This is a genomic window from Frankia sp. CeCAU1, from assembly GCF_977971845.1.
In genome coordinates, this window is record NZ_CDWWXA010000011.1 from 22,913 (window position 1) to 41,558 (window position 18,646).

General features: G+C 70.3%; 18 protein-coding genes. 10 read left to right on the top strand and 8 right to left on the bottom strand.

All coding sequences use genetic code 11. The annotated features are described in order from the left end of the window. Positions 1–206: 206 nt before the first annotated feature. Together AC08OO_RS03905 and AC08OO_RS03910 are read right to left on the bottom strand one after the other, a co-directional pair. Positions 207–656 carry a DUF456 domain-containing protein gene (locus AC08OO_RS03905; protein WP_083494794.1) on the bottom strand — a complete coding sequence of 150 codons (450 nt, stop codon included), beginning with the start codon at positions 654–656 and terminating at the stop codon, positions 207–209. 32 nt (positions 657–688) lie between these two features. Further along, positions 689–1,030 carry a WCX domain-containing protein gene (locus tag AC08OO_RS03910; RefSeq protein ID WP_476608584.1) on the bottom strand — a complete coding sequence of 114 codons (342 nt, stop codon included), beginning with the start codon at positions 1,028–1,030 and terminating at the stop codon, positions 689–691. Between AC08OO_RS03910 and AC08OO_RS03915 the strand changes: the two genes are divergently transcribed. Together AC08OO_RS03915 and AC08OO_RS03920 are read left to right on the top strand one after the other, a co-directional pair. Then, on the top strand, positions 1,031–1,573 hold the full coding sequence (locus tag AC08OO_RS03915; RefSeq protein ID WP_476609072.1) for a pyridoxamine 5'-phosphate oxidase family protein: 543 nt from the start codon (positions 1,031–1,033) through the stop codon (positions 1,571–1,573). Positions 1,574–1,836: 263 nt separating this feature from the next. Next, positions 1,837–2,439 (top strand): TetR/AcrR family transcriptional regulator, encoded by a 603-nt coding sequence (locus AC08OO_RS03920; protein ID WP_011435934.1) that lies wholly within the window; start codon positions 1,837–1,839, stop codon positions 2,437–2,439. Positions 2,440–2,522: 83 nt separating this feature from the next. Here the strand turns inward: AC08OO_RS03920 and AC08OO_RS03925 are convergent, their stop codons facing one another. After that, the gene (locus AC08OO_RS03925) at positions 2,523–3,092 is read right to left on the bottom strand and encodes a hypothetical protein (RefSeq protein WP_476609071.1); all 570 of its coding nucleotides are present in this window, start codon (positions 3,090–3,092) and stop codon (positions 2,523–2,525) included. Beyond that, complete coding sequence (locus AC08OO_RS03930; RefSeq protein WP_476609070.1) at positions 3,092–3,283, bottom strand: type II toxin-antitoxin system HicA family toxin; 192 nt, start codon at positions 3,281–3,283, stop codon at positions 3,092–3,094. Before AC08OO_RS03930 ends, AC08OO_RS03925 begins: the two co-directional genes overlap by 1 nt. Positions 3,284–4,310: 1,027 nt before the next feature. Between AC08OO_RS03930 and AC08OO_RS03935 the strand changes: the two genes are divergently transcribed. Beyond that, entirely contained in the window at positions 4,311–5,141 is an 831-nt protein-coding gene (locus tag AC08OO_RS03935; protein ID WP_476609069.1) for a bifunctional 5,10-methylenetetrahydrofolate dehydrogenase/5,10-methenyltetrahydrofolate cyclohydrolase, read from the top strand. A 43-nt stretch (positions 5,142–5,184) separates the two neighbouring features. On the opposite strand, the gene AC08OO_RS03940 is transcribed toward AC08OO_RS03935, so the two are convergent. Continuing rightward, on the bottom strand, positions 5,185–6,636 hold the full coding sequence (locus AC08OO_RS03940; protein WP_476618245.1) for a sensor domain-containing diguanylate cyclase: 1,452 nt from the start codon (positions 6,634–6,636) through the stop codon (positions 5,185–5,187). 749 nt (positions 6,637–7,385) lie between these two features. Continuing rightward, positions 7,386–8,672 (bottom strand): adenosylmethionine--8-amino-7-oxononanoate transaminase, encoded by a 1,287-nt coding sequence (gene bioA / locus AC08OO_RS03945; RefSeq protein ID WP_476609085.1) that lies wholly within the window; start codon positions 8,670–8,672, stop codon positions 7,386–7,388. 379 nt (positions 8,673–9,051) lie between these two features. On the opposite strand from bioA, the gene AC08OO_RS03950 reads away from it, so the two are divergent. Together AC08OO_RS03950 and AC08OO_RS03955 are read left to right on the top strand one after the other, a co-directional pair. Then, positions 9,052–9,228 (top strand): hypothetical protein, encoded by a 177-nt coding sequence (locus AC08OO_RS03950; RefSeq protein WP_160172382.1) that lies wholly within the window; start codon positions 9,052–9,054, stop codon positions 9,226–9,228. Positions 9,229–9,502: 274 nt separating this feature from the next. Continuing rightward, on the top strand, positions 9,503–10,369 hold the full coding sequence (locus AC08OO_RS03955) for a rhomboid family intramembrane serine protease (RefSeq protein ID WP_476608082.1): 867 nt from the start codon (positions 9,503–9,505) through the stop codon (positions 10,367–10,369). A 163-nt stretch (positions 10,370–10,532) separates the two neighbouring features. Here the strand turns inward: AC08OO_RS03955 and AC08OO_RS03960 are convergent, their stop codons facing one another. Beyond that, positions 10,533–11,351 carry a hypothetical protein gene (locus tag AC08OO_RS03960; protein WP_476618246.1) on the bottom strand — a complete coding sequence of 273 codons (819 nt, stop codon included), beginning with the start codon at positions 11,349–11,351 and terminating at the stop codon, positions 10,533–10,535. Positions 11,352–11,904: 553 nt separating this feature from the next. Between AC08OO_RS03960 and AC08OO_RS03965 the strand changes: the two genes are divergently transcribed. Then, positions 11,905–12,600, top strand: coding sequence for a response regulator (locus AC08OO_RS03965; RefSeq protein WP_476608377.1), 696 nt, complete (start codon positions 11,905–11,907; stop codon positions 12,598–12,600). 60 nt (positions 12,601–12,660) lie between these two features. Here the strand turns inward: AC08OO_RS03965 and AC08OO_RS03970 are convergent, their stop codons facing one another. Next, positions 12,661–14,400: a GAF domain-containing sensor histidine kinase gene (locus AC08OO_RS03970; protein ID WP_476618247.1), complete on the bottom strand. Its 1,740-nt coding sequence runs from the start codon at positions 14,398–14,400 to the stop codon at positions 12,661–12,663. A gap of 728 nt (positions 14,401–15,128) precedes the next feature. Here AC08OO_RS03970 and AC08OO_RS03975 point away from each other — a divergent pair. The 4 genes from AC08OO_RS03975 to AC08OO_RS03990 all read left to right on the top strand — a co-directional run bounded on the left by AC08OO_RS03975 (position 15,129) and on the right by AC08OO_RS03990 (position 18,600). Beyond that, entirely contained in the window at positions 15,129–15,797 is a 669-nt protein-coding gene (locus AC08OO_RS03975; RefSeq protein ID WP_476609064.1) for a cysteine dioxygenase, read from the top strand. After that, positions 15,794–16,216, top strand: coding sequence for a rhodanese-like domain-containing protein (locus AC08OO_RS03980; RefSeq protein WP_011435922.1), 423 nt, complete (start codon positions 15,794–15,796; stop codon positions 16,214–16,216). Before AC08OO_RS03975 ends, AC08OO_RS03980 begins: the two co-directional genes overlap by 4 nt. Positions 16,217–17,113: 897 nt before the next feature. Next, on the top strand, positions 17,114–17,482 hold the full coding sequence (locus AC08OO_RS03985; protein WP_476609063.1) for a WhiB family transcriptional regulator: 369 nt from the start codon (positions 17,114–17,116) through the stop codon (positions 17,480–17,482). Positions 17,483–18,042: 560 nt separating this feature from the next. Further along, positions 18,043–18,600 (top strand): SixA phosphatase family protein, encoded by a 558-nt coding sequence (locus AC08OO_RS03990; RefSeq protein ID WP_476608275.1) that lies wholly within the window; start codon positions 18,043–18,045, stop codon positions 18,598–18,600. Positions 18,601–18,646 lie beyond the last annotated feature (46 nt).

The following is an 18,646-nucleotide window of genomic DNA, read 5'->3' on the forward strand; positions in this document are numbered from 1 at the left end:
GGCAACCACGGAGCACCGGAAATGGTTACCCCTACTTAACATAGCGATCATGCAGCGGAGGGCGCCGTCGGGAGGCCGGCCCACCAGGCTCGGGGCCGGCCGACTCCCCGGATCGGGACGCGCGGACTCCGGAAGACCGGAAGCAGCAGCGCGACGTCACTAATCGTTATGAATCGTTACGAATCGCCATGAGTCGTCACGTGTCATCACGCGACGAACTCGCCGACCAACCAGACGAGCACCATCGCGACGCCGGCTGCGAGCTCCACGACCACACCGACCCCGAAAGCGACGATCGCGGCCCAGGTCGTGCGGCCCGCCGCTCGCGCATCCCCCAGCCGCGCCAGCTCGGCCAGGTAGATCCCGACCACTCCACCGATCAGGAGCCCGACGACCGGCACCACAAAGAAGCCGATGATCGCGCACACCGCGCCGATGGCCAGGCTGGGCCACGGCACCCCCCGACCGGCCGTAGCCCGAGCCGGCAGGACGTACTTGGTGAGCGCCCCGATCACGAACAGCGCGGTCATGAGCGCCAGCACGATCCAGCGACCGACTCCCCCACCGTCCGCGATCACCCACCACAGACCCGCGCCCCAGACCAGGACGAGGCCCGGCAGTACCGGGAGGACGACGCCGACCAGGCCGACGGCCATCACCAGAGCGACAACTAGCAGCCCACCGGTACTTATGGCGCGACCTCCTTCACCGGCATCTCCCGATCTCCCGCGACGGTAGCGTTGCTCCCCACCGCCGCGGCAGCACTGTTCCCCGCCATATTGTTCTCCGCCATGCGTCGACCCACCTCGGCGAAGGCGGTGCGCAACTCGGCGGGGGCGAGCACCACGACCCCGTCCGCCAGGACACACAGTTGGCTGAGCGCCACCTGGAGCCCCTCCGTCGCGAGCTCCACCTCCCGCCAGCCGTCGGCGTCAGTCGGGCCCGCCGCACGGCCTGCAGATGCAGGAGCAACGCGGTGAGCCGGCTCGATCGCACGTCTGGGAAGCCTAGCCGTGAACCAGGACAGCAGATGGCAGAGTTTTCAGGTCACGATGGCGCGGTGACGACATCCTGGCGCGACTTCGAGGCCGCGCAACCCGCCCTCGCCAAGACCGCGCGCACCCGGTTCGCGGCATTCCGCCATCACATCCTGGCTACCGTGCGTGCCGACGGCTCCCCGCGCACGAGCGGAATCGAGACGAACTTCCGGTTCGGGGAGCTGTGGCTCGGGAGCATGCCGGATGCGCGCAAGTCCCGGGACCTGCGTCGCGACCCCCGCTTCGCCCTGGCCGCCAATCCCGGGCCGGGCCAGGACCTGGCCGGCGGCGACATCCGCGTCTCCGGGCGGGCCCGGTGGATCAACGATGAGGAGGTCCTGGCCTCCTTCGCCACCGAGGTCGGCCCGCCGACGCCGTTCGACCTCTTCCGCGTCGAGCTCACCGAGGTGGTCCGCACGAGCGTCGACGAGCCGGCCGGGGAGATCGTGCTGGAAAGCTGGCGACCGGGCTATCGAGGGGTGCGGGTGCAGCGCCGTAGCAACGGGCCGGTGCGCGAAACCTGGGCCGAGGAGTAGACCATCACGAGCCGCGGGACGGCGTCAACATCGTTGACTATCATGATGCCATCGACGATGAGACCAACGATCCCAAGGCGCCCCGGTCCGACGACGAGAGCCCAGGCTCCGAGGACACCCGGGAGGGTGACGCCGGCACCGACGATCCCGGCACCGACGATGACGAGCCAGAAGACATCGGAACCGCCGACGCGGACACCGGTAGGCGGCGAGGTCGGCGGGTCGGGTCCCGGCGGACCCCACGGGGCACGCTGTCCCGGGAGGTGCTGCTGGCGGCAGCGATGGAGGTCGTGGACACGCACGGCGCGGGCGCGTTCAGCATGCGGGCCCTCGGCGCGTTCCTCGACGTGGATCCCACGGCGATGTACCGACATTTCGCGACGAAGAACGCGCTGCTCGACGCGCTGACGGACACGGTGATCCGCGGGGTGGAGGAGCTGCCGGAGACCGACGACCCCCGCCGGGACATCCGGGAAAACTTCCGTCAGCTCCGACGCTCCCTGCTGGCGCATCCGACCCTGGCGCCGCTGGTGCTGCGCCGCCCGCCCGGGGTGGGCGCCTACTGGGAGCGGGCCGATCACGCGGTCGCCCAGCTTCACCGCGCAGGCATGGATCCGGCCGACGCCGCCAACGTCTACCAGACGCTGCTCTTCTACACCCTCGGCCACACCCTCAGCGAGGCCCGCCAGCTCGCCCGGGCCGTGGAACGGGAGGGGGCCGGCGCCCGCGGCGGCCCGGTCGCGGCGGTACGCCCGCCGGCCGAACACCACCCGGATCTCTCCGATGCGGCACCCCATCTACGGGAGGAGAACGAGGCCCAGTTCCTCGCGGGCCTCGACCTCATCCTGCGCGATCTCCCCCGTTGACATCCTCTCCGCCCGAAGGGCGGAGATTCCCGCCGTCACGCGGGCGCTCACCGGCGGGGGCCGACCGGCGCGGGGCCGGGCTGTCATGCGCTGAGCTGGAGGCGTGGCCCGGCGAACGTCGCCATGATCTCATCAAAGGTTGCCTCCGGCCGGTAGCCGGCACCCGGCGCTTTTTCACCTCGCCGCCGGAGCGCGTCAAACTGCAAGGTCCACAGTTCGCTCTCCGTCGCCGGAAGCGCGACGACGACCGCATCGTCCTCGTCGTCCATCTGCCCGGTCAGCCAGGAGATCTGGTCCGACGGCAGCGCACAGGCATACACCACCTCGCCCGCGGCGTTCGCCCGCACGGCGCGCAGTTGTTCCGCCTGACTGTCCATGCCCAAGGCCGCGCCCAGACGCTCGGCGACCAGCTGCCGTTCCCAGGCGTCGGCATCCTGCGCGATCCGGACGATGACACCGCGCACCTCCAGCTCAAGGTGGATCCGGAGGTTGACGTCGGGGTCCCCGTCGAAGTACCAGGCGATCAGGTCCGGCAACGCGGCACGCATCTCCTCGGCGGTCGTCTCGGCGGCCACCAGACCAGGACACTGCGGCGACCAGGCCGACCAGCAGGGGCCGTCCCGGCGGACCAGCACCGATACCACCTTAGACACTATCGATCACCTCCAAACGCCTCCTCGACCGTCAGCCCCACCTGCTTGACCAGTATCTGCCGGACGACCCCCGGCCCGACGGTGATCCGGTCATGAAAAGCAAGACGAAGTCGTGGACGTCCGTCCGTCTCCAGCCATCGGTGAGCTGAACCGTCCTGTTTTGTCACCCGATATCCCAATCGTCCAAGCACTCACCGAAGCTGACGTGCCCTCAACGAGGGAAACTCCCCGGTCGCGGAGAGTCGGCGGCCAGGAATGAAACCAGAAGAATCGCACGGATGGTCGTGCGGGCGGATGACTTCATCTCGATACTCCACGTCGTGGTCAAGGACGGGACGTCTCCATGGTGGCCGAGAAGAGAAGCAGGACAATAAACTCGGGAAAATGGTGATGATATACCCTCGCTACCTACCTGACATCAAGTTCCGTGGACTCATCGCAGCAGGACGAATGTCGCATTCATATCGCTACATCCGGCAAGCCTGCCGAAGTTCCTGAGCACAGCCAGTGTGGCGGGTGGCTCGGGATGCGGCGTAGCGGGCACCGGACGCTTCCGGCCAGGTGCGTCGTTTCAGGTGCGTCGTTTCAGGTGCGTCGCTCCGGCCGTCCGTAGATGTCACAGCGAGGAGCGGGCCGCTACGTGCCGCGAGCGCCGGCCGACTCGAACGATCGCGAACGTCGACGACCGGCCAGCCCACTCCGCCGGACCGCACCACCTGCCACCATCACCCCGAACCGGGAAGATCATATCTAGTAATACACGGATTTCCGCTCGGCAATCGCCCACCTCGGCTGCACCACCGCACAGGGGCGGGCCTCTTCCGGAAGGATTTCCCCGGGAGGATCCGTTATTCCGAAAATCCGAGGCACGAGAACCGACCGGTCTGGAACCGAGCGGCCTGGAACCGAGCGTTCTGGAACCGAGTGCACCGAGCCGCCCTGGCGTGCTCCCCCGCGCAGGTTAGCTGCCCACGCGCCTTGCTACGGTACAACCGTGTCCGCCGCCGCTCGCTCGCTGCGCCGGCGCATCCCGGGCCTTCCCCAGGTTTCGCGTGGTGGGCCAGGGCGGCATAACCCGCGCGAGTGCGGGAAAGGCCTGCGGACAGCGGTGACTTGTCCGTGCGGAACGGCCCGGACGTGCGGAACGGCCCGGAGGACCATCAGGACCGCAGGGCCACGGGAGCCAGACCACGAGAACGACGAGGATCGGAACGGCACATGAGGATGCTCGACGGGCGGTCGATGGCCGCCGAGATCGGCAGGTACGTGGTCGACGAGGCCGAGAGGCTGGCTGCGGCGGGAGTCACGCCGACCCTGGCGGTGGTCCTGCCGACCGCGGATCCGGCAGCGTATTCCTATGCCGAGATCATCGAACGGACCGCGGGCAAGGTCGGCGTGCACTGTGTGCTGCATGAGCCGAAGGGCGAGCCTGCGGCGATCCTCGACACGATCGACACCGTCGCCGCCGATCCGACCATGCACGGGATCATCGTCCAGACGCCGCTGCCAGGCGGGCTGACCTCCCGCGAGGTCGGCGAGCACATTCCGACGGCCAAGGACGTCGACGGGATGAACCCGAGCAGTCTCGGCCGGCTCGCGCTGGGTCTGCCGAGCTTCGCGCCGGCCACCGCCGCCGCGGTGGTGGAGATCCTCACCCGGGCCCGCATCCCGATGTCCGGCGCCCGGGTATGCGTGATCGGCCGCGGCCCAGTGGTCGGCAAGCCGGTCTCGCTGCTGTTGCTCGCCGAGGACGCGACCGTGACGATCTGCCACTCCCGGACCAAGGGACTGGTGAGCATCGCCCACGAGGCCGACATCATCGTGTCCGCCACCGGCCATCCCCGCCTCGTCGGCGCCGGCTTCGTCCGCCCGGGTGCGACCGTCATCGACGTCGGCACCGTCGTGACCGAGACCGGGCAGGTCGGTGACGTGGACGCCGCGGCCGTCTCGTCCGTGGCGGGCGCCCTCACCCCGGTGCCGGGCGGCGTGGGACCGGTCACCACGATGCTCCTGCTGCGCAACACGATCCGGGCGGCGCGCGCCGCCTGATCGGCACACCGGCCACCTGGCATCAGCGGGGCCCGCAGCGGCCTCAGCGGAGCCCGCAGCGGCCTCGGACGGAGCTGTAGACCGGCCCGGCGAGCCGTACCCGGTTACGACCATCGGCCTTGGCCCGGTAGAGCGCGGAGTCCGCACGGGCGATGAGACCGGCGAGGTCGCCGCGGGGGCCGTGATGTGTCGCGACTCCCACGGACACGGTCACCGACAGGGGAGGCCGGCCCTCCAGCCGGCAGTGGGTTCCGGCGACTTGGCGGCGGATCCGTTCCGCGACATCGGCCGCGTTCTCCAGCTCGACCTCGGTGAGCAGCACCACGAACTCCTCGCCCCCGAACCGTCCGACGAGATCCCGGGGGCGGGTGGCCGCCCGCAGCGCGTCCGCCACCGCGATCAGAATGACGTCCCCGATGAGATGACCAAACCTGTCATTGACCCGCTTGAAGTGGTCGATGTCGACCAGGAGCACCGACAGCGGACGCCCCACCTGGCAGGCCCGGTTGATCTCGCGTTCCGCCACCCGGCGCCAGTACGCCGGGTTGGCCAGCCGGGTCTTCGCGTCGGACCGCGCGGCATGCAGGAGCTCGGCGTGCAACAGGCTGCGTTGCAGCAGCAGGACGGGGGGCGTGATCGCCAGCATGAGCAACGGGTTCGCCACCCACAGCACCGCGACCACGATCGACGAGCAGATCTCGGCGGCCTGCGCGGGCACGAGGTCGCGGCACGCATGCCGGAGCGGGGTCCGGGCTGGGATGACAGGTGACGGGACGACCCCGGTCCGGTCCGGCCAGCCCGGCCGGGCTGGACCGGCCGCCACACCGGAGCACGAATCGAGGCTCTCCCGACCGTCGGACGTCGCCATCCCCATCACGGTCAGCCTCATCCCCATCACGGTCAGCCTCGCCACGACCGGGTAAACCGCAACCGCGGCGAGGAAGGCCAGCACCGCGACGCCGGACCCGACGAGGTTGTCGACGGTGGACGGCCCTCGATCGGGGCTAAGCAGCAGATGGACGCTGGAGGCACAGAAGCCCGCGATGCCCAACGCCGCGGCGTGGAACACGCGCAGATGCGGCGGCTGTACTGGATCACGACGGCCGGCGAGCCAGCACAGCGGCAGGCTGACAACCGCCGGGTAGAACGGCGGCAGCAGGACCGCCGCCGCCACCGTCCAGGTGGACAGCAGGTCATGACGTCGGGCCCCGGGAACGGTCAGATCCTCACCCAGCCGTCCGGACGCCACCACGGCCAGCGCCCCGAGAACAACGAAGGTGGCGAAGGCCGCGAGGTCGGTCCATCGCGGACGCAGACCCGCCGCCGCGAACCCGGCCATGCTCAGCCAGCAGAAGACTACGATGAACCCCCGCCGCATCAACCCCCCGGGCGCGCGCCACAGCATCCAGCCGTGGCCGAGCAGGCGCAGCACGGCCAGGCGAGGGCCGGCCAGGCGAGGTTCCGTGACGTGGGCGCCGGCCAGGCGAGGGCCCAACGGCGGAGGGCCGATCATCCGGGGGCCGACGGGTTCGGCGCTCGCGGGAGGTGCGGACGCTTCGCCTCGTGCCGCCCCGCGACCGGTCCGGGCAGTCGTGTCCGCTCCCCGCGTGGTCACCCCGCGGACTCGCCGCCAGCCACGCCGAAGGGTGCCCACCAGAACGGAACCCGCGCCCCGCGCCAGTCGTATGCGTAACGGCATTGGTGGATGGCCTTCCTCGTTCTTGTCCACGGCCGTACCCGGCCGGAACCGCCCGGTGAATCCAACCTGGTCGCTGCTACTTACGGTGAATCTTCGAGAACGAAGAGTACGAAGGCGCTTCGCCAATTCGCAACCGTCCGAATGCCGGTTCTTAGCCGTTCGCGGCGTCGCCGAGCCGTGTTTTCTCCCCGGCACGCGCGCGATAGTTGCCCAGGAAATGGCACCTGACCTGCGACGACGAATGCCGGGCCGAAGGAGGCGTCACGACGGGCCGCCCGGTCGCGTCGGCTGCGGGACACCGCCGAGAGACCACATCCGACACGCCCGGGAAACGGCACGTCCGCCGCCCGGAGACCAAGGACGGCCGAGGGAGGGACCGCCGAGGGACCAGCTCGATGCCCGCCGTCCGCTCCTGACACCTGGCGGCGGCGTAGGGACCGACGCGTCGGTAACGCGGACGAACCGGTAACGCGGACGAACCGGTAACGCGGACGAACCGGTAACGCGGACGAACCAGTAACGCGGACGAACCAGTAACGCGGCGATCAGGTGGTACGGGCGACCGCCTCGACCATCGCGGCGGCCAGGGTGGCCACGTCGGCGGGGGAGATGATGAACGGCGGCATCGTGTAGACCAACCGTCCGAACGGGCGGACCCAGACCCCGAGATCCACCAACAGCGGCTGGATCACGGTCATGTCGACGGGCTCCCGCGTCTCGATCACCCCGATGGCGCCGAGTACCCGCACGTCGGCGACCCCGGGCAGGTCGGCAGCCGGGGCGAGCCCGGCGGAGAGCCCGGCGGAGATCTCGCGCACCCGAGCCTGCCAGGGCGAGGAGAGGAGCAGGTCGATGCTGGCGTTCGCGACCGCGCTCGCCAGGGGGTTGCCCATGAACGTGGGGCCGTGCATGAACGTGCCGGCCGGCGAGTCGCAGACGCCCGCCGCGACCTCGTCGGTGCACAGCGTCGCGGCCATGGACAGGTAGCCACCGGTCATCGCCTTGCCCACGCACATGATGTCGGGGCTGATGCCGGCATGGTCGCAGCCGAACAGCTCGCCCGAGCGGCCGAACCCGACCGCGATCTCGTCGGCGATCAGCAGCACCCCGTAGTGGTCGCACAGCTCGCGCAGCCGCGCCAGCCAGCCCGGCGCGTACCACCGCATGGCTCCGGTGCCCTGCACGACAGGCTCGCAGATGACCGCCGCGATCTCGTCGGCGTGCCCGGCCAGCAGCCCCTCGATCTCGGCGACGTGAGCGTCCTCACACGGCTCGTCGAAGGCGCAGGCCGGGGCGGAGGCGAACAGATGACGGGGCAGCAGGTGGCTGAACAGGTGATGCATGCCCGCGTCCGGATCACAGACCGCCATCGCGCCCGAGGTGTCGCCGTGGTAGCCGCGTCGGATGGTGAGCAGGCGCGTCCGGCCCGGCCGGCCCCGCCCGATCCAGTACTGCAGCGCCATCTTGATCGCGACCTCGACGGCGACGGAACCCGAATCGCACGGGAAGACCCGCCGCAACGGATCCGGCGTGATCGCCACGAGGGTCTCGGCGAGGGCCACCGCCGGCTCATGGGTCAGACCGCCGAACATCACATGGGACATCGTCTCGAGCTGCCCGCGCACCGCCTCGTCGAGCACGGGATGCCGGTAGCCGTGAATCGCCGCCCACCACGACGACATCCCGTCGATCAATTCCCGGCCGTCGGTCAACGTCAGCCGGGTCCCCGCGGCGGATGCGACCGGGAAGAGCGGCGTGGAGCCGGATACCGAAGCATACGGATGCCAGACCACCCGCCGATCGCGGGCGACAAGGTCGCCCACGTCCGCCACCGGGGTCTGGGGCCGGGGGGTGAGCGCGGGCGGCGGGACGGCGATCGTCGAACGAGGGGTCACCTCCCCACTCTCGCCCATCCCGGTCGACGGCGGTGGCCTGGGTGGCGCTGGCCCGGGCCGATCGTCGTACGTCTCACACAACTGCGGTCTCACACCACTGCGTCACCCGCCCGAGCTCGTCACCCGCCCGTCCTGCCCTCGAACCCCAACCCGACAGGAGTCCAACTCGCGGCTACCCCCACTCAGTCGGCGGCGTCGAGGACGGCGAGCGCTTCGACGAGGACGAGGAAGTCACGGGGCAGGTCGACGCACACGGTGGTCCGGGCCGGGAGGGGTCCTTGACCCAGATCGCATAGACCGTGTTGAACTCCTCGAGATGGGCGCTATTGGTCAAGCGGACGCGCATCATGATGACATCATCGAAGGTGACGTCGGCGGCGGCGACGCCAGGGGCACGACCGATGTCGTGCAGAAGCGCCGCAGCGACGACATCGGCATCCGCGCCAGACCGCCGTGCTTGCTCGGCGGTCTGGCGCGTGCTCCAGCTGGTTGACGCCCCCGTCCTCGTACGGATTGCCTTCCAGCCCACGGCAGTATCGCGAGGATGCCAGGAACTGTGAAGTGAGGTAGTGCGGATGGTTCGCCTTCCATGGTTCGCCGTCTCGGTCGACCGGCCCCTCGGCCAGGGTGAGGCCAAGTTTCCCGGCGGCGGCATCGCCCCGGTGTGATCTTCGCGGCGGAGGCGGAGGCCGACGGCCTCTGGCTGATCGTCGGCTAGGAGTGCCAGGTAGGAGTAGTTGCCCAGGCGCATCGGGCAGGATGTCAGTGTGGTCATCCCGATTCACGACATCAATCCCCTGCGCCGCCGCCCGGTCGTGACCTGGCTGCTCATCGCGGCGAACGTGGTGATCTTCGTTTTCTTCGAACCGGTGGTCAGCTCGGTCGCCGGCACGGAGACGTCGGCGGCACAGAACATCTGTGAGCAGCAGCGGTTCTTTCAGGAGTGGGGCGCGATCCCGTGGGAACTGGTGCACAATGCGCAGCTCACCGCCGCGAACTCCGGCCGGGTCGGGGTGGATGCGGCCGGCAACCCGGGATGCATCGTGGAATCACCGCCCAGCTTCGACAAGATCCCGGTGCTGTCGGTGCTGACCTCGATGTTCCTGCATGGAAGCTGGCTTCATCTGATCGGCAACATGCTGTTCCTCGGGGTCTTCGGCAACAACATTGAAGATCGCATGGGCAGGCTGCTCTACCCGCTGTTCTACCTGGTCTGCGGATACGCCGCCGGGTACGGCTTCGCCCTGTTGGAGGGTGGGTCGACGAACACCCTGATCGGCGCCTCCGGCGCGGTCGCCGGCGTGTTGGGGGCCTATCTGGTGCTCTTCCCACGGGCCCGCGTCATCGGCCTGGTCTCCGTCCTGTTCTTTCTGCCGTTCTGGCTGCCGGCCTGGATCGTCCTCGGTTTCTGGTTCGCGTTGCAGTACATCTACTTCACCGGATTCGGCGTCGCCGACGGCGGTACCGTGGCGTACGGAGCACATGTAGTCGGCTTCGCGGTCGGCGCGTTGCTCGTCATGCCGTTCATCAGCCGGCTGCGAGCCGCCGGCCCCGGGACGCCGCTCCGGGTGCCCCAACACGGCTGGATTCGCGGCACGGGGAACTCGTCGGCCCGCCACCGCCGCCCCTACTGAGCGATCCCGGCCTTCCGCGGCCTGACCGTCGCGGCATCCCGCCGGCACCTGCCGGACGTGGACGCCGCGACGGCGACCGTCACGGCGGCGACCGTCACGACCGTCGAGTAGTCCCGAAGCCGCGAAGGTCCGCCCGGCGGTCAGGCACTCCGGCGGTCCGGCATCAGGACGCCGACGACCCGCCGACGATGGAGTCGGGGGTGGTGGAGTCGGCAGCCTCGGCCGCGACGGCGGCGTCGCAGCCGCCCGTGTCGGCCGCGGATGCCACGGCCACGGCTTTCCCGGCGGGAACACGACGTCGCAACAGACCGCGCCGGGCTCGCGGACGGCCTGCGTCGGCCGACCTCCGGCCGGGCCGCTTCCGGCTACCCGTCACGACCGGCGCGTCCTCGTCCTCGTCCTCCGCCTCCGCTGCGGGCCTGACGGGCTGTTCCCCGGTTGTCGAGGCGACCTGCGCGGGCTGCGAGTCCACGGCCAGCTGCGAGTCCACGGCGGTCGAGAAGGCGGCCTCACCGGCCTCGACAGCCTCACCGGCCTCGACAGCCTCACCGGCCTCACCGGTCGCCTCGGGCAGGTCGGCCGGAGCGGCATCCTCCGCCTCCTCCGCGACCCACACGTCGAGAGCAACCGTCCGCCAGTCCTCGAAGACCTCCTGAACGGCGAAGTCCGCGGCGAGCAGGGCGTCACGGTAGCGAACGAGCTGCTCGTACGACAGGGTCGGATCCGGCTGCGGTCCCGTCACCACGGGGACCTCGGAGGCCGTCGCGGTGGCGCCCGCGACAACGGCCGCGACGACGGCCGTGGTCACCCGACAGGTAACGGACCCGGCGGAGTCGATCGTCTCCGTCAGCGTCCAGGAACGGCTGGCCGCCGCGGCGAGCCGCGGATCCGTGAGCGCCTCGCCGCCGGCCTGCTCCGTCAGAAGCGTCGCGATCCTCGCCGCGACCGTGGTGGTCGCCACGTCGCCCCTACCCCATCGCACGACCGCACGTCCTTTCCTTCGATCTCTGTCTGCCGCTGTGCCGAAGACGCCCATGATCGGCCGACCCCGGAGAATGGCGCCGGCACCTGAGGGCGAGAACTGCATCTTGACGGACGGATCGGATGCGCTACGCAGCGGGGTGCTTTTTGCCACATGGCGGACATACGATACAAACACTGGACGGCCCCGATCGAGGTTCCCCTGCTACGACCAACGGGCCGCAGCGCCGCGCCGGGGAGCAGACGAAACCTCCGGGCTCGCGGACGACTCTGCATCCGCCGTCGGCACGCCAATCGCGACCTGGCGTAATCACATCATGAAGTCGCTCGATTACGCCTCGCCGGACTTCGGCGGGCGCCACACCCGGACCTACCCTTTTCAGATGAGGCCGGAACCGGCGTTCACGGGTTCGCCGAATGGCATCCGCCGAGACGCACGACACCGCTTCCGTGCGGTCGAGATCACCGCCTCCAACAGCGAGCGTTATATTCTGCTTGCTGCAGGTGACAACAGCGACGGTCTTCTACGGCGTCAGGGTCGGGCGGAGTCAACGGTGTCAGACGAACTGGCGGACGGTTCCGGAGTCGGTGACGTACCGGGGCCTGCGTCGATCACCGGAACCATCCGGGTGTTTCTTCTCGACGACCACGAGGTGGTGCGTCGCGGGCTGCGGGATCTCCTCACCGACGAACCCGATGTGGAGGTGGTCGGGGAGGCCGGGCGGGCCGATGAGGCGGTCGCCCGGATCCTGGCTCTCCAGCCCCACGTCGCGGTGCTGGACGCACGCCTGGAGGACGGCAGCGGTATCGAGGTCTGCCGGCAGGTCCGGTCGAGCGATCCACGGATCGCCTGCCTCATCCTGACCTCGTTCGACGACGAGGAGGCGCTCTTCACAGCGATCATGGCGGGCGCGGCCGGCTACGTTCTCAAGCAGATCCGGGGAACCGCCCTCGTGGACGCGGTGCGCCAGGTGGCGGCGGGCAAGTCCCTGCTCGATCCCGCGGTGACGCCCCGGGTCCTGGTGCGGCTGCGGGAGGGACCGGCCGAGGACGAACGGCTCTCCGGGCTCACCGACCAGGAGCGGCGCATCCTCCGGCTGATCGCGGAGGGGCTCACCAACCGCCAGATCGCCAGCCGGATGTTCCTCGCCGAGAAGACCGTGAAGAACTACGTCTCCAGCATGCTGTCCAAGCTCGGGCTGGAGAGCCGGACCCAGGCCGCGGTGTTCGCCACCAGGCTGAACCCCTGAGGCTCTTGAGGCTCTTGAGGCTCTTGAGGCCCGGGGTTCCCCGCAGCCCCGCCGCACCCGCTAACCGAGGACGCCCCGTCCCTCGCCGGAGTGCACGCGAAGCTCGGGCAACGGCGCGATCACTGGAACCTGCCAGGTCATGGTGGTGCCGACGCCGCCCGCTCCCGGGCCGAACTCCATCCGGCCGCCGAGGTCGAGCGCACGGTGTCGCAGGTTGGCCAGCCCGCTGCTGCGCGAGGCCTTGCCAGGGCCGCGGCCGTCGTCGCGCACCTCGACCAGGAGGTCGGCGTCGGTGACCCGCAGCAACACGTGGATCCGGGAGGCCCGCGCGTGGCGGGCGATGTTGGACAACGCCTCGCGCAGCGCCGCGAGCATGTGCGGGCGGATGGCCGCGGGGACCCCGCGGTCGATCGGTCCGTCCAGCCGGACCGTCGGGGTGATCCCCAGGGCCCGTTCGGCCTGGGCGATGACCGCTTGGATCTCGGCGCGCAGATCGGTCTCCTCAGCAGCGTTGGAGGTCAACGAGAAGATCGTCTGACGGATGTCGGAGATGGTCTGGTCAAGCTCGCCGGCGGCGGCGTCCAGCCGCTCGGCCGCCCGGCTGTCCACGGCCCGGGCGAGGCTCTGCAGGTGCAGACCGGTGGCGAACAACCGCTGGATCACGACATCGTGCAGGTCCCGAGCGATGCGGTCCCGTTCCTCGAAGACAGCCAGACGCTCCCGGTCGCGGTGCACCCGGGCCAGTTCGAGGGTGAGCGCGGCCTGCCCGGCGAAAGCCGCGGCCATCTCCAGGTCCAGACCACCGAAGGAGGCCGAACGCCCACCCGAGCCGAGGACAAGGATGCCCAGCGCCCGGCCACCCGCCATCAGCGGCACCACCATGCCGACCTTCACCGGGAGGTCGGCATGGTCCGCGCCGAACAGCGGACCGCCCGGGGAGTCGACGGGCACGAGCACGGCCCGGCCGGTGCGCATGGCCTCGTTCAGGCGGCGGTTGTCGGCGAAGACCCGGCCCCGCAGGTCGTCGTCCCCCTCCCCGTCGACAACCCCGACCACCAGGCCGACCTCGTCGGGGACGAGGATCGCGGCGAGCCGGGCCGCAGTCGCCTGACGGGCCCGCCGGGCCACGAGGTCGAGCGCCTTCTCGGGCTCCGCAACCGACAGCAGCGCGGTCGTGATCTCCGCGCTGGCCGAGAGCCAGGCCTGCCGGCGCCTGGTCTCCTCGTACAGCCGCGCGTTCTCGATCGCGAAACCGACCGCGGCCGCCAACGCGCACGCCAGGTCCTCGTCCTCCTGGGTGAACTCGCCGCCGCCGCGCTTCGCGCCGAGGAACAGCGTTCCGAACGCCGCGCCCCGCACCATGATCGGGACGTTGAGGAAGGTGTCGAACCGCGGGTGCCCGCTGGGAAACCCGATCGCGACGGGATGACGGGCGACGTCGGCCACCCGCAACGGCCGCGGGTGGCGCAGACTCTCCCCGATCAGGCCGCGCCCCTCGGGAAGCCTGCCGATCATGGTGGGCACCTCGTCAGGGAAGCCCACGTGGATAAGCTCCGAGATCTCCCCGTCGTCGCCGATCACCCCGAGGGCGCCGTACTTGGCCCCCACGAGCTGGCAGGCGGCCTGCGCGATCCGGCGCAGGGTGACCGGCAGGCTCAGTTCCCGGGCCACGTCGACGACCGCGTCGAGTAGGCCACGCATCCGGGTCTGCACGGACGCCACTTCGTTCACCTGCTCGGAGAGCTGGATCAGAAGCTGTTCGAGCCGCGCGCGATCGACATCGGGGACGGGTCCGCTCATCGGCCCAGGCCCTGGTCCAGGGCAATGACCGAACCTTCGTCCGGGTATCGACGGAATTCGACGAAAACCACCGCGCGTGGCACCTCATTTCCGGTCCCTCGCTCCAGCAGGGTGACGCGGGCGCCTGCCCAGGCGGAAGGATTGCCTGCCATGCAGGATATCCGGCAAACACCCACTCCGTGGAGCAGCGGGCGGAACGCCATGACGGGCACCGGCCGGGTCTCGGGAGGCCATAACGCGCCGGGCTACCTCCAACGTAGAGTGTCGTTCATGGCAGTGCCCCACCTCTTCCTGCACCGCGACCGTGTGACGGATCTGAGCCGGGTCGTCAGCGCGGCGTGTACCGGGCGGGCCTGAGCCAGCGTCATCCTCCCGCGGCGCCACCGGCGGCGCCGGTGGCTCGTCGCCTGCCGTCCCTGGCTGGCTGATCGGCTGGTCCAGCTGGCAGTTCCGTCGCCCCGCCCCGGCGATCCGTCGGCCGCGCGACGCCACGCTCAGCCCGTTCGCACCGTGATCTCCACCGCTCCGCGCCGTCGCGCTCCGTGCCTGCGTCGCGGCGGGCCAACGCCGGCAGGACATCACCATCGTGCTCATTCGACGCGGTGACCTGGCGCCTCAGTCTCGCGCGCGGCACCGCTTCTCCCCGCCCGGCCGTGTCCGGCAGTGTGCCGGCGAACGCCACCGGCACCACCCGCGTCCCGGCATCACCCGCGCCTTGGGAGTGACCCGTGCCCCTCCTCCACCCGGTCCTCATCGCCGACCCCACCCGCCTCGCAGACCCCTTCGTGCCGGCCTCGTGCCTGAGCGATGAGCCGGGCCTCATCGACCTGGTGACCCTGTGCGAACTGACCGCCGCGCTCGCGGCGACACCCGAGGTCTGGCGTCCCGTCATCCGTCACCGTCCCGACCGCCGGTGGTACACCCGGCTGCTGCTCTCCGCGACCGTGGAGGTGTGGCTGATCGGCTGGTATCCGGGGCAGCAGACGGAGGTACACGATCACGGCGGCGCGCTGGGGGCGCTGACGGTCGCCGAGGGTTTCGTGGAGGAGGACCAGTACGACCGGAGCTGGACCAGCTCCCAGATGCACCGGCACGGGACCGGGGCCGTGGTCGGCTTCGACCCGACCCACATCCACCGGGTCGCCAACCGCGGCCGGCAGGTCGCGACGACGATCCACGCCTACTCCCCACCGGAACTGTCGATGCGGTTCGCGCCGGCGCCGGCCGATGGCGGCCGGGCAGAGGATCCGCGTGCCGTCGAGATCCCACCCGCGGCCGCAGCAGCCGCGACGCTCCTGGGCCCGGCCGTCACCATCGGCGCGGCCACCGCGCCGATGGAGGCGGGCAGGGGCGACCGCGGGGCTCCGACCCACGCGGTGGCCGGGAGCGGCGCATGACGGCAACCGAGCACGCCACAGCCACGCCACCGAGCCGGATTGACGCGATGCTCGCGGCGGCCCGGTCCCGGCTGCACCGACTCGAACCGGCGCAGGCCGCGCGTGCCCTGGCCGAGAACGGCGACGCGGTGCTGGTCGACATCCGACCCGCGGCGCAACGCGCCGCGGAGGGGGAGATCCCCGGCGCCGTCATCGTGGAGCGCAACGTCCTCGAATGGCGGTTCGACCCCACCAGCGACGCGTGCCTGCCACTGGCGACGGGGGACGATCTGCAGGTCATCGTGATCTGCTCAGAGGGTTACACCTCCAGCCTCGCAGCCGACTCGTTGCGACAGCTCGGCCTGTGGCGCGCCACCGACGTGATCGGCGGATTCCACGGCTGGGCGGCGACCGGACTCCCCACCTGCCCGGCCCGCTGACCGCCGCGACCCGCCGGCCCGGCCGAGGCCCCGACCGGCTTCGACCGGCTTCGACCGGGCCGGCGGGTTTACCCAGGGGGTCTACCCGGGGTCCCCCGGGGGATCCCGGTCGTGCCGGCCACGTCATCGCCGCCCCTGCACCCCGCAGAGGTCAGGGGCGCATGCAGCGGCAAAAGCATCGGATGTGGTTCTGCGCACATTTCTCTACCGAAATCATCCCCCGAGAACCGGGGTAAGCGGACCTTCGCGGGATCGTCACCCGTACGCAATCGAACCCGGGTACCGCTCCAACCTTGATCGACAATGCCCCACCGACGCCCCTCCCGGGCCGCACCGGTCATCCGGCAACGATCTTCATACAGGCTGTTTCCGCTGTCCAGTAGCGCTTCCCCGCCCATCCGGCGGTACCCGGCGAGCCCGGACCCGGCCGCCGTGGCGACCGAGCCCGACCGACGGCAACACCGATCCCGCCCGACGGCAGTCATCTCGGAACGCGCACGGTGCGTGACCATCTACCTCGGCACACGCCGGTACGGAGCCCCGGACGTCCGCGTTCCGGAACCCTTGCTATCCGGTCGAGAGACGTCTACGTTCCTCGGTTAACGAGACGAGACGGGATCGTTTCCGAGCGGAGCTCCGGCCACGGTAGGCCAACCGAAAAGGCAGCGTCGACGGATTCCACCCGGAACGCCCGAGGGCTTCTCGGCTCGACCAGGTTGACCTGCCTGTCTGGGTGTAGGCAACACCGGATTCGGCGGTCTGGAAAAGCAGTGTGTCCGCCTTTGCAACGTCAGCAGGAGACGGTATGCCCAGTCAGCCCAGCGTGCTACCCGCTCGAAGCTTCGCCACGCTCAGCTCCCTGTCCGCCGCGTGTCACCACGTGTCCGGCGGTGCACGATGAGCGCCGGCGTCCCGGTTCTTCCCGGCCGTGATCTGCCGCCACAGCCGTTCGGAGCTGGTTGGCCCGCCTACTGGCGCCAGGAAGCGGCCTGCCGCGACGGCGACCCGGACGCATTCTTCCCGCCGGACGGCCGCAACACGAAAGCCCGGGCCGCGGCCGAGAGGCGGGCCCGCAAGATCTGCTCCGACTGCCCGGTGCAGCGCCCATGCCTGGCCACCGCGATCTTCTGTCAGGAAGAGCACGGGGTGTGGGGCGGCCTGACCTCGGACGAGCGTGCTTCCGTCGTCCCCCGCGGGCGGCTGAGCGCGAACGACGCCCTGGTCTTCGCCGACCGGCTGCTGCTGTCCGTGTCGGTCGCGAGCTGAGCGGACCGCGCCCGGTGACCCCGGGCGCGTCCCGCAGCGATGATCGCCCCCCTGGTCACGCGGTGGCTCCTCACGCCGGCCGATCTGCCCGGATATCGGCGGCGATGATCAGGATCATGGTTCCAGACGACTCGGCCGCGACGCCCTCGCTATCCGGTCGGGCCATATCTCATTGACGGACCCGGCCCATCCTGGGCAGTCTGCATGTCATCACCTCACGCCGCGGGGCGTGCGGCGCGGCGGCGCGGGGACCGGACGCGGGAGGGCGCGGTGGGCACGGGTATGGCTCCCGGCGGGACCGGATTCGACGATCCGGGCGGTGGCGGCAAGAAACCCCGGGCCGTGCTGCCACAGACAGACCCTGGGAAATTCACCGGAAAATTCTTTTCCCTGAATATCATACTTTATATCGAACCAGCCCTGCACGGTCCTGCTCGCCGTTCCGCGCCCGCCACGCCAGGTACGGATTCCCGGCAACTCCGGCTGGAACGGCAATTCCGGCTGGAACGCGACGGACGTCGCGCCGTCGATTTCCTCCCCGTACGGCGGAGAGCTCGCTCGTGAAACCACGGCGGCGCCTTCTTCTGCTGCGGCACGCAAAGTCGGACTGGGCCGAAGGGTCAATCCACGACGCCGATCGACCGCTGTCCGGATCGGGCCGGCGGGGCTGCGAGCTCATCTCGCGCTACCTCACGGACAACAAGCTCGCGCCCGACCTCATTCTGTGCTCCTCCGCGCTGCGGACCCGGCAGACCGTCGAGGGCCTCGCGGATGCGCTCCCCCCGAACGTCCCGGTCCTGACCGAGGACCGGCTCTATCTGGCCGAGGCGCAGGACCTGCTGGACCGGCTGCGTGAGATCGACGACGGAGTGCCCAGCGTGATGCTCGTCGGGCACAATCCCGGTATCCACACGCTGGCCGTGGCCCTGCTGCCCCCGGCCGAGCGATACCGGATCCCCACGTTTCCGACGGCGGCACTCGCCATCCAGGATCTGACCGTTACGCGCTGGGCGGAGCTGGGTCAGGACTCGGCCCGGCTCGTCTCCTTCGTCACTCCGCGGGGCCTGCGGGAGGCCGTCGGACCGGCAGGGGCCCCGAAACCCGGCCCGCCGTCCTGAGTCGGGAACGCCGCCGGCCTGAGCTCGGCCGGCGGCCGAGCGCCGC

Coding starts and splice junctions, on each gene's coding strand:
- AC08OO_RS03905 (WP_083494794.1), bottom strand. CDS start 656: ATGGCCGTCGGCCTGGTCGGCGTCGTCCTCCCGGTACTGCCGGGCCTC.
- AC08OO_RS03915 (WP_476609072.1), top strand. CDS start 1,031: ATGGCAGAGTTTTCAGGTCACGATGGCGCGGTGACGACATCCTGGCGC.
- AC08OO_RS03935 (WP_476609069.1), top strand. CDS start 4,311: ATGAGGATGCTCGACGGGCGGTCGATGGCCGCCGAGATCGGCAGGTAC.
- AC08OO_RS03950 (WP_160172382.1), top strand. CDS start 9,052: ATGGGCGCTATTGGTCAAGCGGACGCGCATCATGATGACATCATCGAA.
- AC08OO_RS03970 (WP_476618247.1), bottom strand. CDS start 14,400: ATGAGCGGACCCGTCCCCGATGTCGATCGCGCGCGGCTCGAACAGCTT.
- AC08OO_RS03980 (WP_011435922.1), top strand. CDS start 15,794: ATGACGGCAACCGAGCACGCCACAGCCACGCCACCGAGCCGGATTGAC.
- AC08OO_RS03985 (WP_476609063.1), top strand. CDS start 17,114: ATGAGCGCCGGCGTCCCGGTTCTTCCCGGCCGTGATCTGCCGCCACAG.